Below are 12561 nucleotides of genomic sequence, written 5' to 3' on the forward strand. Positions count from 1 at the left end.
GACACCGCACGAACCGGTGTCAAGGCATCCCGCCGAAGCCGCCCACAAGCCGCTCACACCACTTGAACCGGTGTACGCGAGGTAGACTCGGCGCCATGACCACTCCGTCCGCGTTCCCGTTCATCGGTGGCCGCCCGTGCCTGAACTTCATGGCGACCCTCGGCAAACGGCACGCCACCCCCGTCGAACGGCTCCCCGACCCGGCCGCCCTCGCCGCCTGGATCACGGAGGCGGACCTGTCGACGGACCCCGAGCCGGTACGGATCACAGCCCGGGAGCTCACGGACGCGCGCACCCTGCGCGAGGCCCTCTACCGCGTCGTACGAGATGCGATGGCCGGCAGGAATCCGGAGCAGGCCGACGTCGACCGGGTCAACGAGGCCGCCGCACGCCCCGACCTCGCGCCCCAACTGGGCGAGCGGCGCTGGAAGTCGGCCCGTCCGGCCCGCGCGGCACTGGCGACGGTGGCCCGGGACGGCGTCCTGCTGGTGAGCGGTCCCCTGCTGGAGCGGGTCAAGGAGTGCGAGAACCCGGAGTGTTCCCTGCTGTTCCTCGACGACTCCCAGGCCCGCCGCCGCCGTTGGTGCTCGATGGAACGCTGCGGGAACCTCGCGAAGATCGCGGGCTATCGGTCGCGCGGCAGGGCGGCCGGGCGGCCGTGACCGCATGAGACCGGGTCAGGACCCGGAGGCCGTCCCCGTTCAGGACCCGGAAGCCGTCCAGTGCGGGTCGCGGCCGAGGAAGGCGAGGAGCGTCTCCGCGCGGTCGTACTCGGGCCTGACCTCGCGCGCCGGGGCGAACACCCGGTAGGCGTCGCGGAGTTGATCGACAAGGCGGTCCGCGGCCGGCCAGATCCCGTCCGCCAGCTCCGGTGCCAGTGGCCGGTTCTGGCCGGTGGCCACCGCGATGTCCCAGGCGTGGACGGCCGCGTCCATGGCGGCCGTCGCCGCGGCGAGCGCGAGGGGCATCGGGCCGAGCGGGGTCGGCACCTGATCGGCGTCGGCGGGCAGCGCGGTGTAGGCGTCGGCCACCGCGCGGAGCACCTTGTCGAGTTCGGCGACCGGGTCCCCGGCGAGGCCGTCCTCGGGGTGGAAGGGGTCCGAGTCGGGCCGGTCACCGGTCAGCACCAGGCCGTAGGCCTGCTGGTCGATGCGGGCGTGGTTGAGGACCTGGCGTACGGTCCACTCGCTGCACGGCGTGGGTGCCGACCAGGCGCTCCCGGGCACGGCGGCGGTCACCTCGCGCAGGTAGTCGTGCGAGCGGGTCAGCACCTCGATGCCCTGGATGTTCGTCATGCCTGTTCCCCTCCCCTTCGTCCTGTCCGTCGCTCACAATCTAGGCGGCCATGCGGACAGTTACGGTCCTCAATGGGTGCGTTCAGCGCATTCGCGAGGAGGGAATAGGCCAAGGATGCGAGCTGTCCGGGAGTGGGCCGCGCCACTGGTGCGGTTCGTGGGGCGGCACCGGGACCCGGTGCTCGTCCAGACGCTGCGGTCGGCGACCGCGGCGACAGTCGCGTACGTCGTCGCACTGCGGCTGAGCCCCGAGCCCGCGCCGCTGACCGCTCCCCTCACCGCGCTCCTCGTCGTCCAGGTCACGCTCTACGCCACCCTCACCAACGGCATCCGCCGGGTGAACGCCGTGGTCGCGGGCGTGCTCGTCGCCATCGCGTTCAGCCTGCTGGTCGGACTGACCTGGTGGAGCCTGGCGCTGCTCATCGTGGCCTCGCTGGTCGTGGGGCGGCTGGTCAAGGTCGACGAGTACGTCCCCGAGGTGGCGATCAGCGCGATGCTGGTCCTCGGGGTCACCACGGTCGGGAACACGGCCTGGGCACGGGTCGTGGAGACGCTGATCGGCGCGGTCGTGGGCTTCGGCTGCAATCTGCTGCTGGCTCCCCCGGTGTGGGTGGACGAGGCCGGCGAATCGATCGAGGGGCTGGCGCGCCGGCTGCGGCGGCTGCTGCGGCGCATGGGCGAGGAGGCGGCCGGCCGTACCCCCGTGGACCACGCCACCGCGCGGCTGCACGAGGCGCGCCGGCTCGACCACGACATCGTCGAGGTGGACGCGGCCCTGCGGCAGGCGGAGGACAGCCTGCGGCTCAACCCGCGCGTGCGGGAGGGGCTGCTGCACCGAGTCGTGCTGCGGACCGGTCTGGACACCCTGGAGATCTGCACGGTCGTCCTCCGCGTTCTCGCCCGCACCTTCACCGACCTGGCGAAACAGCGCGACCCGGAGCCCTTGTTCGCGCCGCACACGGGCGCGGCCGTGGAGCAGTTGCTGTCCGAGATCGGGGACGCCGTGGTCAGCTTCGCGGTGCTGGTGACCACCGATGTGAGCGTGAGCGCCGAGTCGGCGGAGTCCCGGCTGAGCGCCGAGCTGCACACGGCCGCCGCGACCCGCGACAAGCTGGCGCAGCTGCTCCTGGAGGAGGTCCAGCGCGACGCGGCCCAGTGGCAGCTGCTCGGCGCGATGCTGACCGAGGTCGACCGCATGCTGGACGAGCTGGACACCGAGCACCGCTCGCGCCGGCTGCTGGAGGAACTCGACCGGTGCACCGCTGAGCAGCGCGGACGCCTGCCGCGGCTGACCCGGCTGCGGGAGCGGGTGGGCGTACCGGAGCGGCTGCGCAGGAACCGGGACCGGGCCGCCGATCGTTCTAGGTGACGGAGTCACCGGGGGCGCGCCGCTCCCGGGCACGGCGATGGGGGCGGACACATGACCGACAGCACCGGGCGCACGACCGACAGCACCGTACGGATCGACGGGAACACCTTGCGGTTGCCCGGTGGGGTGGCGGTGCGGTTCATCCGTACGCTGCGGCTGCCGGAGACGGGCACGCATCCGCTGCCGCCGGGGCTCGGCGAGTTCCCGGTCCGGCGGGTCGCGGACTTCCCGGACACGGCGCCCGGGGAGTGGCTGGCGCGCGGCGGAGTGATGCTGCCGGTGTATCTGCGTGAGGCGATGTGGCTGAGCTTCGCGGGCACGGCGGAGCCGGCCGCCCTCCAGGTCGGCGTGGGCAAGGTGTGCGCGGTGTCCGGGAAACCGTGGACCGACCGGCTCTCCCGCGATCCGCAGAACTATGTCGTGCTGCCGCGTCAGCCCTGGCTCGACGGCATCAACTCCGGCAAGGGGACGGTCCGCCAGTTCGTGGCGGTCCCGCTCGGGCTGGGCGCGACCGTCGAGGGGCAGGTCACGGGCGAGGAGGTGTGGGGCGGTGTCCAGTTGCAGTCCTTCCCGCTCTCCGTACGGGAGTTGGCCAAGTGGCGCGAGGACGAGCGGCGCCGCTCGGAGCGGGCGCGCGCGATCACCGCGCCGGCCGGCGGGTACGGCGCTCCTCCCCTGCCGATGGCCGCACCGGCCGCTCCCATGCGCAGCGCTCCGGGGGCGTCGCCCCGGATGGGTCTCGGGGTCGGCGGTTCGATGCGCCAGGAGGTCTACGAGGACGACCGCCCGCTGACGGCCTGGGCCGGGGAGCCGGCCGGTCGGGTGTTCGTGCACCTCGTGACGCCTCCGGAGTGGCGCCGGATCACCGGCGAGGAGCCGCCGCCCTCGCCCGTGGACCGGGCCGCGTACACCCGGGCGGGTCTCCCCTGGTTCGACTACTACGACCAGGACGCGGACGATCTCGCCCCCACCGACGTCCTGGGAGCCGTGAAGCCGGTCGGTGACTGGCTGGGCGACGACCACGAACCCTGGCAGCAGCCCGCGCCCGGCCAGGTGCAGCCCCTCAAGGACGCGCAGGGCAAGCCGGTGGAGGACGGCGACTGGTGAGCCACCCGCCCATTGCGCCTGACGCAACGCTCGTTGCCGTTCTTGCGCTCGGCGGGTCACCCGAGCCAAGGTTGCCGTGACGACCGTGACGAGCGACGACCTGAGGGTGTGGGCATGAGCAGTGGTGCGGAGGCGTCCGGCGCGGGCTGGGGCAGGCGCCGTTTCCTCGGCGCGCTGGGCGGGACCGCGGCCGTGGTCGCGGTCCCCGCACCGGCCTCGGCTCCGGCCCCGGCCGAGCCCGGGTCCACGTCCGCGGCGAGCCCGGCACCCACCCCCAGCACCCACCGCCCCCACCGCACCGGCGAGCCCGCCGGCCCCCGCCCGCTCTGCCTCGGCACGTACACCTCGGTCGACGGCGGCGGCACGGGCATCGGCCTGGCGACCTACGACCCGGCGACCGGCCGGATCACCGGCACCGGAACAGTCACCGGGATCGCCGACCCGTCGTACCTCGCCGTGCACCCGGACGGCCGCACGCTGTACGCGGTCGACGAGCGGCCAGCCGGCGCGGTGACCGCCGTACGCCTCGCGGACCGCCAGGTCCTCGGCGCGCGCGGCACCGGCGGCGCGGGCCCCTGCCATCTGTCGGTGCACCCCACCGGGCGCTGGCTGCTCAGCGCCAACTACACGTCCGGCAGCGTGGCCGTGCACCCCATCGCCGCGTCCGGCGCGCTCGGCGAACGCACCGCGCTCGTCGAGCACTCCACTCCGCGGCCGGGTCCGGGCCAGGACGGCCCGCACGCGCACCAGTTCGTGACGAGTCCGGACGGCGGCCATGTCCTCGCCGTCGACCTGGGCACGGACACGGTCTACACCTACCGCCTGGACACCGCGAAGGGCACGCTCACCGAGGTCTCCCAGGCGCACACCCGGCCGGGCGCGGGCCCGCGCCACCTCACGTTCCACCCCGGCGGCCGGTACGCGTACCTGGCCAACGAGGTCGACGACACGGTCGCGGTGTGCGCCTACGACCCGGCCACGGGCGCCCTGTCGATCGGCGACCCGCAGCCCAGCGGGAGCACCGGCACCGCCACCAACTACCCGGCGCAGATCCTGGTGACGGCGAACGGGTCGTACGCCTTTCTCGCCAACCGGGGCGACAACACCCTCGCGCGGTACGCCGTCGAGGCGGACGGCGCGCGGCTCCGGCTGCTCGGCACGGTGCCGGTGAGCGGTGACTTCCCCCGGCAGATCGCCTTCTCGCCGGACGGGGCGCTGCTGTTCGCCGCGAACCAGCGGTCGGGCACGGTCAGTGTGTTCCTCGTGGACGACGCGAGCGGTGAACTGCGGCTCGCCGGCGTGCCGTTCGCGTCACCGGTCGCGGTCTGTGCGCTGCCGCTGTAGCGGACGCGGGCAGGACGCGGCGCTGGCCTGGGTGAGCAGCACATGCATCCGTTCGGTGAGGTCGGCGACCGTGTCGGCGGGCGCGTGAAACGGCAGTCGGACGTCGCCGTGGGCGCGGGCCCGCTCGATGCGCAGGGTCAGTCCGTGCCGGTCGACGGCGAGCGGCTGGACGCGGACCGCGCCGTGCAGGCTGTCGGGCTCGACGAGGCGGGTGAGCCGTTCGACCGCGTCGGAGTGGCAGTCGGCGAGGTGGGTGAGCAGCTGGGCCTCGGCCAGGGCCAGCGGGTCGGGTGCGGCGGCGGCGAACTCGTCGAGGTCGATGACCACCGCGCCGGTCGCGGGGCGCAGCACCACGCGGGTGGGCCGGAACGCGAGTCCGCCGTCCTCGGGGACGAACCAGCCGGCCAGCCACACGCGGGCCCGGATACGGTTGCGCACGGGGACGGGCGCGACGTCCGCGAACTCCAGCACGGCGGACGGCTCGCCGCGCGGCGCGCAGATCGCGGCGGCCAACAGGGCGCTGTCCTCGGGTACTTGAAGGAGCACCCGGCCGTCGTCGTCGACGCTGTGCGCGCCGACGAACTCCTCGCGACCGCCCTCCGCGGTCACCGCGCAGGACCATGCGGCGGCGAGCACCGAGCGGGCTCGCTCGGCCGCGGCAGGCACGGCCGTCCACGTCTGGCTGTCACCCATCCCTGAACCTCCTTAGGTAAGCCTTGCCTAACTTACCGAAGATCGGGGCGCGCGCCAACCACGCCACGTAAATTCCAGGACACCCTTTCTCAGGGCGCGATGACCCCCAACAGCGCCCGCGCGCACAGATCGCGCACCTGTTCACGGCTCAGCTCCGGTCCGCGCAGCCACTCCAGACAGACGGCGGTGGTGAACGCCAGCCACCCGCGCACCGCGAGTTTCGTGTCGGGCCGCTCCTCCACGGCCGGCCCGAACTCGGGGTCGGCGGCCAGCGCGGCCAGGATCTGCCGCTCCTGCGCCGCCAACGCCCGCTGGTAGACCCGCCGTACGGTCTGGTCCCCGGCCGCGTCGGCGCGGTGGAAGGCTCGGTAGCCGTGCGCGTGGGTGTGCACGTACTCCAGATACGTGTCGAGGGCGGCGGCCAGCTGTTCGCGCGCCGGTACGCCCGGTACGGCCGCCGTCATCCGCAGCATCCGCTGGCTCTCCCGCTCGACGACGGCCGCGAAGAAGTCCCGCTTGGTCGGGAAGTAGTGGTAGAGCAGCCCGCGGGAGACCCCGGCGATCTCGGCGACCTGCTCGATCCACACCTCGTCGTAGGGGCTCTCAGAGAACAACCGCGCACCCACCGTGAGGAGTTGCTCCCGACGCTCACCGGTGCTGAGCCGGCGGCGTGCGCGCTCTCCCTGACTGGCGGCCATTCCCGCACTTTACTTGACGCCGGTTCAACAGCGGGACCACACTGGAACGCGCTATTGAACCCACGTACAACAGGCTGAACCCGCGGGTGGATCAAGGGAGATCGCGTCATGGCGGAGACGACGACGGTGGCGCCGACCGCGCTGCCGAAGGGATTCCGGGGCGCCGAGCAGGGCTGGCCCCGGCTCGACCGCATCCCGCACCCCCCGCGCCGCATCCCGCTCCTCGGCGACATCGTCGGCGCCGACCGGCGCACCCCCGTGCAGGACTCGCTGCGCTACGCCCGCCAGTTGGGCCCGATCTTCCGCCGGAAGGCCTTCGGCAAGGAGTTTGTGTTCGTGTGGGGCGCCGACCTGGTGGCCGACATGGCGGACGAGTCGCGGTTCGCCAAGCACGTCGGCCTCGGGATCGCCAATCTGCGGCCGGTCGCCGGGGACGGGCTGTTCACGGCGTACAACCACGAGCCCAACTGGCAGCTGGCGCACGACGTCCTGGCCCCCGGCTTCAGCCGCGAGGCGATGGCGGGCTACCACCCGATGATGCTGGCCGTGGCGCGACGCCTCACCGACCACTGGGACCGCGAACTGGCCGCCGGACGGCCGGTGGACGTGCCCGGCGACATGACCAAGCTGACCCTGGAGACGATCGCGCGCACCGGCTTCGGCCATGACTTCGGCTCCTTCGAGCGCGACCGCCCGCACCCCTTCGTCACCTCGATGGTGGGCACGCTCAGCTACGCGCAGCGCCTCAACTCCGTGCCGGGACCGCTGGCCCCGCTCCTGCTGCGCACCGCGACCCGGCGCAACGAGGCCGACATCGCCTACCTCAACCGCACGGTCGACGACATGGTGCGCACCCGCCGTACGACGGGCGGCGGCGACGGCGATCTGCTCGACCGGATGCTGGAGACGACCCACCCGGAGACCAGCGAGCGGCTCTCCGCGGAGAACGTCCGCCGCCAGGTCATCACCTTCCTGGTCGCCGGCCACGAGACGACCTCGGGCTCACTGTCCTTCGCCCTGCACTACCTGGCCCGCCACCCCGAGATCGCGGCCCGCGCCCGCGCCGAGATCGACCAGGTGTGGGGCGACACCGAGGTGCCGGGCTACGAGCAGATCGCCAAGCTGCGCTACGTGCGCCGGGTGCTCGACGAGTCGCTGCGGCTGTGGCCGACGGCGCCCGCCTACGCCCGCGAGGCCACCCGCGACACCGAGGTCGCCGGACTCCACCCGGTGCGCCGGGGCGCCTGGGCGCTGATCCTGACGCCGATGCTGCACCGCGACCCCGAGGTGTGGGGCGCGGACGCCGAGGAGTTCGACCCCGACCGCTTCGACGCCAAGGCGGTCCGCTCCCGCGCCCCGCACACCTACAAGCCGTTCGGGACGGGCGCGCGGGCGTGCATCGGCCGCCAGTTCGCCCTGCACGAGTCGATGCTCGTCCTGGGCCTGCTGCTGCGCCGCTACGACCTGCGCCCCGACCCCGCCTACCGGCTGCGCGTGACCGAACGCCTGACGCTGATGCCCGAGGGTCTACGGCTCCATCTCGACCGGCGTGTCCCGTCCGGGCCGGTGACCGCGCCGGTCGCGGTCCCGGACGAGGTCACCCCGGACGCCCGCTGCCCGGTGCACCGGGCGGACGACTGACCCCGGCGGCCCGGCGCCCGCGCTCCCCCGGGCCGCGTCCCGGCCACGCGATGTCCGGCGTCCCGTGTCCGTTTGCGGGGCGGGTGGGGCGGGACCACGATGAGGAGTCATGGACCCGGTCGGTGTCGCGTCCCGCAGAGCGCCGCGTGTCGCGGTCCTGGTCCTGGCCGTCCTCGCGACGGCGGTCCTCACCCTCGCGGCCACGGCCCGCTCCACCGTGGTCTCACCGGGTTTCTACCGGTCCGCACTGGTCGAGGAGCACGCCTACGACCGGCTCTACAGCCAGGTGCTGGTGGACCCGCGGACGGCCGCGGTCACCCGGGAGCTGCTGGCCCGGCTGCCGGTGCCGGAAGCCCAGGTCACCTCCAATCTCAAGCTGGTGCTGCCGCCGGAGACGGTCCGTGACCTCACCGAGCAGCAGATCGACGCCGTGGTCGGCTATCTGGGCGGCGAGCGCGACACCCTGGTCCTCAAGGTCGACCTGCGGCCGGTGCTGGCCAACCTGAACGACCTCGCGCAGATCTACTTCGGCGATCTCGTCGCCTCGGTCCAGCACCGGCCCGAGCCCGACTTCGAGCGCTTCTCGGCCGATCTGTCCACCGCCCTGGCGGCCGTGACCTCGGGACATGTGCCGAGCGGGCTGCCCGCGCTCCCGTTGACCGAGGCCCAGGCCGCCCAGGCGGCGCGCACGCTGGTCGGCGGGCTGCCCGTCGCGGACCGGGACGCCCTGCGCCCGGCGGTCGAGGCCGCGCTGCGGGACGGCGATGTGGCGACCGCGCTCGCCACCGTGGCCCCCGTCGCCGTGTCGGACCGCACGCGTACGGCCGCCGCCGGGCTGCGGGCGACGGTGGAGGGCGGGACCTGGAACCTCACGGACACTCTCGCCGCCTCCGGCAACGACCTGGCCCCGCTGCACCGCGCCCGCACGTACACGGCGGTCGGCCTCGGCCTCACCGAGGCGCTGGCCTCGGCGCTCCTCGTGGTGGCGCTGGCGCTGCTGTGGACCGGCGGCGGCTCGACGTCCCCGGGCCGCCGGCTCGTCCCGATGGGCTGGTCGCTCGCGGCCGGCGGACTGCTGGCGGGGCTCGTCACCGTCGTCCTACGGCTGGTCAGCGGCGGGCGGGTGATCGATCCGCCGGGGTCCTGGCCGCCGAGCCTGGCCCGGCTGGTCGACGACGTGCAGCGCACCGCGCTGGACCGGCTCACGGCCACCGCCCTGACGACCGCGCTGGTCCCGGTCCTGGCCGGTGCCCTCCTGACCGGCGCGGCCCGGCTCCTCCAGGCCCGGCCGCACCTCCCCGCGCTCCCCCGCCTCAGATGGCTGGCCCTCGCCACGGGCGGCGCCGCCCTCGCCGGCGTCCTGCTGCTGCCGTACGCCGTCACACCCACCGCGCCCCGCACCTGCGAGGGCAGCGCGGACCTGTGCGACCGGTCCTACGACGAGGTCGCCTACCTCACCTCGCACAACGCGATGTCGACGACCGTCGACCGGTTCATCGGCCCGCTCCAGGACCCGGGAATCACCGCCCAGTTGGACGACGGGGTACGCGCCCTCCAGATCGACACCTACCGGTGGGAGCGCCCGGACGAGATCACCGCGCGGCTCGCCGAGTCCGACTTCACCCCGGAACAGCGGAAGTTCGTCGCCGCGGCCGTCAACAAGGTCAACCCGCCGCGCGAGGGACTGTGGCTGTGCCACTCCGTCTGCCGGGCGGGAGCCGTCGCCCTGGTGCCCGCGCTGCGCGCGATCGGCGACTGGATGCGCGGTCATCCGACCGAGGTGATCACCCTGATCGTGCAGGACGCGATCAGCGGCGAGGACACCCGACAGGCCTTCGCGCAGGCCGGGTTGGGCGACCTCGTCCACACCCCCGACCCCGACCCGGCGAAGCCGTGGCCGACGCTGGGCGAGCTGATCGACAGCGGGCGCCGGCTCGTCGTCTTCGCCGAGCGGGCCGACGGTCCGGCGCCCTGGTACCGCAACTTCTACGACTACGGCATGGAGACGCCGTTCGCGTTCCGCACGCCGGACGCGATGAGTTGCGCACCGTATCGCGGTGGCGGCGACAAACGGCTGTTCCTGCTCAACCACTTCATCACCATCGACGGCGGCAGCCGCCTGGACGCGGGCGAGGTCAACGCGCGCCGGTTCGTGCTCGACCGCGTCCACCGCTGTGAGCGGGAACGCGGTCGGCCGGTGAACTTCGTCGCCGTCGACTACACGACGATCGGGGACGCGGGCGGCGCGGTGGCCGCGCTCAACTCCGAACGCTGAAGCCCCTGTTGGCGAAGCCTTGCGGTCGCAGCCCCGCCCTGCTGCCGGACAGCGCGCTCAATAGCGTTGCGCCTTGGCCAACTTGGGGGTCAGCACGGGCTCCGGCGGCTTGGTGCTGATGACGACGGGCTGGGCCTTGGCGCCGGGCGCGAGGTCCTCGGCGCCGACGTAGCGCGTCTCCACCACCTTCCCCGAGGAGTCGAGGAAGTCGACCTGGACGGCGTAGGACGCCTTCTTGTCGGTCTTGTTGGTGATGGTGACGAGGACGGCGAGGAGTCCGCCGGTCTGGGCGCGCGGTTTGCCCGTCATGGCGACGTCCGACATCGCGTTGCCCTGGCCGCTGACGTTCTTGAGTTCGTTCTGCGCGTCCTTGCTCGCGCGGGCGACCTCGGCCGACACGGAGGCCTCGAAGGAGGACGCGGCGGCCGAGGCGGAGGAGGCCAGGGCGGAGGCCCTGGCCTGGGCCGAGGCGACCGCGGAGGCGGCGGCCGACTTCAGGGCCGACGGTGTCATGCCCGAGAAGGAGGCCTTGTCCGGGGTCGGGGCCTGCGAGCTGCCGCCGGAGCTGTTGTTGTCGTCGCCGCAGGAGACCAGGGCGACCGTGCTCGCCGCGACGACGGCGAGGACCAGGGCGGCCGGGCGGGCCCGGCGGAGTGACTTGGTATTCATCGAAATGAACCTTATGTCGGAAATTCCGAGGTCACATCTCGTCGCCGGGCCCGGCTCGCGTCGGTCGGCTCAGACCTCGTCGCGGGTGAGGGCCAGCAGCCGGTCCAGGACCCGCGGGCCACCGGCCCGTACGCCGTCGTGCTCGAACTCGTCGGTCACCCAGGTGCGCAGGCCCCGGACGGAACGCGCGGTCCGCAGCGAGTGGGCCGTGTCGACGTACATGTCGTCGTGGTAGACGGCCGCGGCGACCGGGACCTCGTTGACGGCCAGGCGCGCCGGGTCGTAGAGCGGCGGCCAGTCGGTGCGGGCGGCGAGGAGTTCGGCGGTCTCGCGGAGCGGGCGCAGCGCGGGGTCGCAGTCGAACATCCAGGGGTGGATGCTCTCGCCGGTGAACAGGAGGGGGCCGTCGCCCGCGAGGGTCTTGGCCGCGTCGAACTGCGGGAACTCGCCGCGGACCCGCTCGGCCGACCAGGCGGTGGGGCGGGCGTCCTGGGCGTAGCAGGCCTCGTGGACGAGGGCGTAGAGGGGGTGTCCCGCGTACGACAGGGAGTTCTGGACCTCTTCCTGGAAGGCGTCGGAGAGTTCGTGGCCGCGCGGGGTGCGGACGAAGGCGTGCTCCAGGAGGAAGTGGAGGCGGTGGCTGCCGTCGCTGCCGCCGAGCATGATGCCGAGGGACTGGAAGGCCTCGGCGGTGAGGCGGTAGCCGTTGGGCAGGACCGGTTCGTGGCGCAGGAGGTACTCGGCGATGCGGCGGGCGCGCTCGACGTCCTGCGGGTAGCGGTCGTAGTGGGCGGCGACCTTGCGTTCGATGCGCGGGTAGGCGGCCCGGTAGACGTCGTCGGCGTGCGCGTCCAGCGACGGCAGGCCGCCGGTGAGGACGGCGGCGCGCAGGCCCTCGGGGGCGGTGGAGAGGTAGTTCACCGTGCAGAAGCCGCCGAAGCTCTGGCCGAGGACGGTCCAGGGGGCGCCGCCGGTGAGGGCCGGGCGGATGGTCTCGCAGTCGCGGACGATCGAGTCGGCGCGGAAGCGCGTGAGGTGCTCGGCCTGCTCGGCGGGGCCGCCGCGCAGCGGGAGCGTCTGGCGGTTGAGCGGGGTGGAGTGGCCGGTGCCGCGCTGGTCGAGAAGGAGCACGCGGTAGTCGTCGAGCGCCCGGTCGAGCCAGGCCTGCCTGCCGACGAAACGATTCGCCCCGAAACCCGGTCCGCCCTGGAGGTAGACCAGCCAGGGCAGGTCCTCCCGGTCCGCCTTGTCGCTCGCGACGGCCTCACGGGCGTACAGCTCGATGGTCTCGCCCGTGGGGTCCTCGTGGTCGAGGGGCACGGTGAAGCGGCGGTCGGTGAGGACGACGCCGGGCTGGCGGTAGCTGACGGACAACGGTTCTCCTGGGACGGACGGGAAGACGGGCCGCGTCACAGTTCAGCACATGTGCGTCCGATGTCCGACCCCTGGATCATGAAATCCTACTGACCG

11 protein-coding genes are annotated in these 12561 nt (G+C 73.4%); 6 read left to right on the forward strand and 5 right to left on the reverse strand.

The window, feature by feature from the left end; genetic code table 11:
* Positions 1-95 precede the first annotated feature (95 nt).
* Positions 96-662, forward strand: a complete 567-nt coding sequence (locus tag ACIQPR_RS39735; RefSeq protein ID WP_403659182.1) for a CGNR zinc finger domain-containing protein — start codon at positions 96-98, stop codon at positions 660-662.
* A gap of 39 nt (positions 663-701) precedes the next feature.
* On the opposite strand, the gene ACIQPR_RS39740 is transcribed toward ACIQPR_RS39735, so the two are convergent.
* Complete coding sequence (locus tag ACIQPR_RS39740; RefSeq protein WP_403659185.1) at positions 702-1295, reverse strand: TIGR03086 family metal-binding protein; 594 nt, start codon at positions 1293-1295, stop codon at positions 702-704.
* Positions 1296-1410: 115 nt separating this feature from the next.
* Between ACIQPR_RS39740 and ACIQPR_RS39745 the strand changes: the two genes are divergently transcribed.
* The 3 genes from ACIQPR_RS39745 (at position 1411) to ACIQPR_RS39755 (ending at position 5115) form a co-directional block, all read left to right on the forward strand.
* Complete coding sequence (locus tag ACIQPR_RS39745) at positions 1411-2664, forward strand: aromatic acid exporter family protein (RefSeq protein ID WP_403659188.1); 1254 nt, start codon at positions 1411-1413, stop codon at positions 2662-2664.
* A 51-nt stretch (positions 2665-2715) separates the two neighbouring features.
* A complete protein-coding gene (locus ACIQPR_RS39750; protein WP_403659191.1) occupies positions 2716-3771 on the forward strand; it encodes a hypothetical protein in 1056 nt (351 codons plus the stop codon).
* Positions 3772-3885: 114 nt separating this feature from the next.
* The gene (locus ACIQPR_RS39755) at positions 3886-5115 is read left to right on the forward strand and encodes a lactonase family protein (protein ID WP_403659194.1); all 1230 of its coding nucleotides are present in this window, start codon (positions 3886-3888) and stop codon (positions 5113-5115) included.
* On the opposite strand, the gene ACIQPR_RS39760 is transcribed toward ACIQPR_RS39755, so the two are convergent.
* Entirely contained in the window at positions 5083-5808 is a 726-nt protein-coding gene (locus ACIQPR_RS39760) for a DUF2470 domain-containing protein (protein ID WP_403659197.1), read from the reverse strand. The genes ACIQPR_RS39755 and ACIQPR_RS39760 overlap by 33 nt on opposite strands.
* Before the next feature lie 89 nt (positions 5809-5897).
* The gene (locus ACIQPR_RS39765; protein WP_403659200.1) at positions 5898-6506 is read right to left on the reverse strand and encodes a TetR/AcrR family transcriptional regulator; all 609 of its coding nucleotides are present in this window, start codon (positions 6504-6506) and stop codon (positions 5898-5900) included.
* Positions 6507-6614: 108 nt separating this feature from the next.
* Here ACIQPR_RS39765 and ACIQPR_RS39770 point away from each other — a divergent pair, with 108 nt between their 5' ends.
* Positions 6615-8147: a cytochrome P450 gene (locus ACIQPR_RS39770; protein WP_403659203.1), complete on the forward strand. Its 1533-nt coding sequence runs from the start codon at positions 6615-6617 to the stop codon at positions 8145-8147.
* Positions 8148-8256: 109 nt separating this feature from the next.
* Positions 8257-10422, forward strand: coding sequence for a hypothetical protein (locus ACIQPR_RS39775; RefSeq protein WP_403659206.1), 2166 nt, complete (start codon positions 8257-8259; stop codon positions 10420-10422).
* 57 nt (positions 10423-10479) lie between these two features.
* Here ACIQPR_RS39775 and ACIQPR_RS39780 read toward each other — a convergent pair whose 3' ends face one another.
* Positions 10480-11091, reverse strand: a complete 612-nt coding sequence (locus ACIQPR_RS39780) for an FxLYD domain-containing protein (protein WP_403659208.1) — start codon at positions 11089-11091, stop codon at positions 10480-10482.
* Between the two features lie 69 nt (positions 11092-11160).
* The gene (locus ACIQPR_RS39785; RefSeq protein WP_403659211.1) at positions 11161-12465 is read right to left on the reverse strand and encodes an alpha/beta fold hydrolase; all 1305 of its coding nucleotides are present in this window, start codon (positions 12463-12465) and stop codon (positions 11161-11163) included.
* Between the last annotated feature and the right edge of the window lie 96 nt (positions 12466-12561).

It is taken from the genome of Streptomyces sp. NPDC091280 (assembly GCF_044768565.1).
Taxonomy (GTDB): Bacteria; Actinomycetota; Actinomycetes; order Streptomycetales; family Streptomycetaceae; genus Streptomyces.

Excerpts from the sequence above, each read along its gene's own strand:
- ACIQPR_RS39735 (WP_403659182.1), top strand. The coding sequence starts at position 96 with ATGACCACTCCGTCCGCGTTCCCGTTCATCGGTGGCCGCCCGTGCCTG.
- ACIQPR_RS39740 (WP_403659185.1), bottom strand. The coding sequence starts at position 1,295 with ATGACGAACATCCAGGGCATCGAGGTGCTGACCCGCTCGCACGACTAC.
- ACIQPR_RS39745 (WP_403659188.1), top strand. The coding sequence starts at position 1,411 with ATGCGAGCTGTCCGGGAGTGGGCCGCGCCACTGGTGCGGTTCGTGGGG.
- ACIQPR_RS39750 (WP_403659191.1), top strand. The coding sequence starts at position 2,716 with ATGACCGACAGCACCGGGCGCACGACCGACAGCACCGTACGGATCGAC.
- ACIQPR_RS39755 (WP_403659194.1), top strand. The coding sequence starts at position 3,886 with ATGAGCAGTGGTGCGGAGGCGTCCGGCGCGGGCTGGGGCAGGCGCCGT.
- ACIQPR_RS39760 (WP_403659197.1), bottom strand. The coding sequence starts at position 5,808 with ATGGGTGACAGCCAGACGTGGACGGCCGTGCCTGCCGCGGCCGAGCGA.
- ACIQPR_RS39765 (WP_403659200.1), bottom strand. The coding sequence starts at position 6,506 with ATGGCCGCCAGTCAGGGAGAGCGCGCACGCCGCCGGCTCAGCACCGGT.
- ACIQPR_RS39770 (WP_403659203.1), top strand. The coding sequence starts at position 6,615 with ATGGCGGAGACGACGACGGTGGCGCCGACCGCGCTGCCGAAGGGATTC.
- ACIQPR_RS39775 (WP_403659206.1), top strand. The coding sequence starts at position 8,257 with ATGGACCCGGTCGGTGTCGCGTCCCGCAGAGCGCCGCGTGTCGCGGTC.
- ACIQPR_RS39780 (WP_403659208.1), bottom strand. The coding sequence starts at position 11,091 with ATGAATACCAAGTCACTCCGCCGGGCCCGCCCGGCCGCCCTGGTCCTC.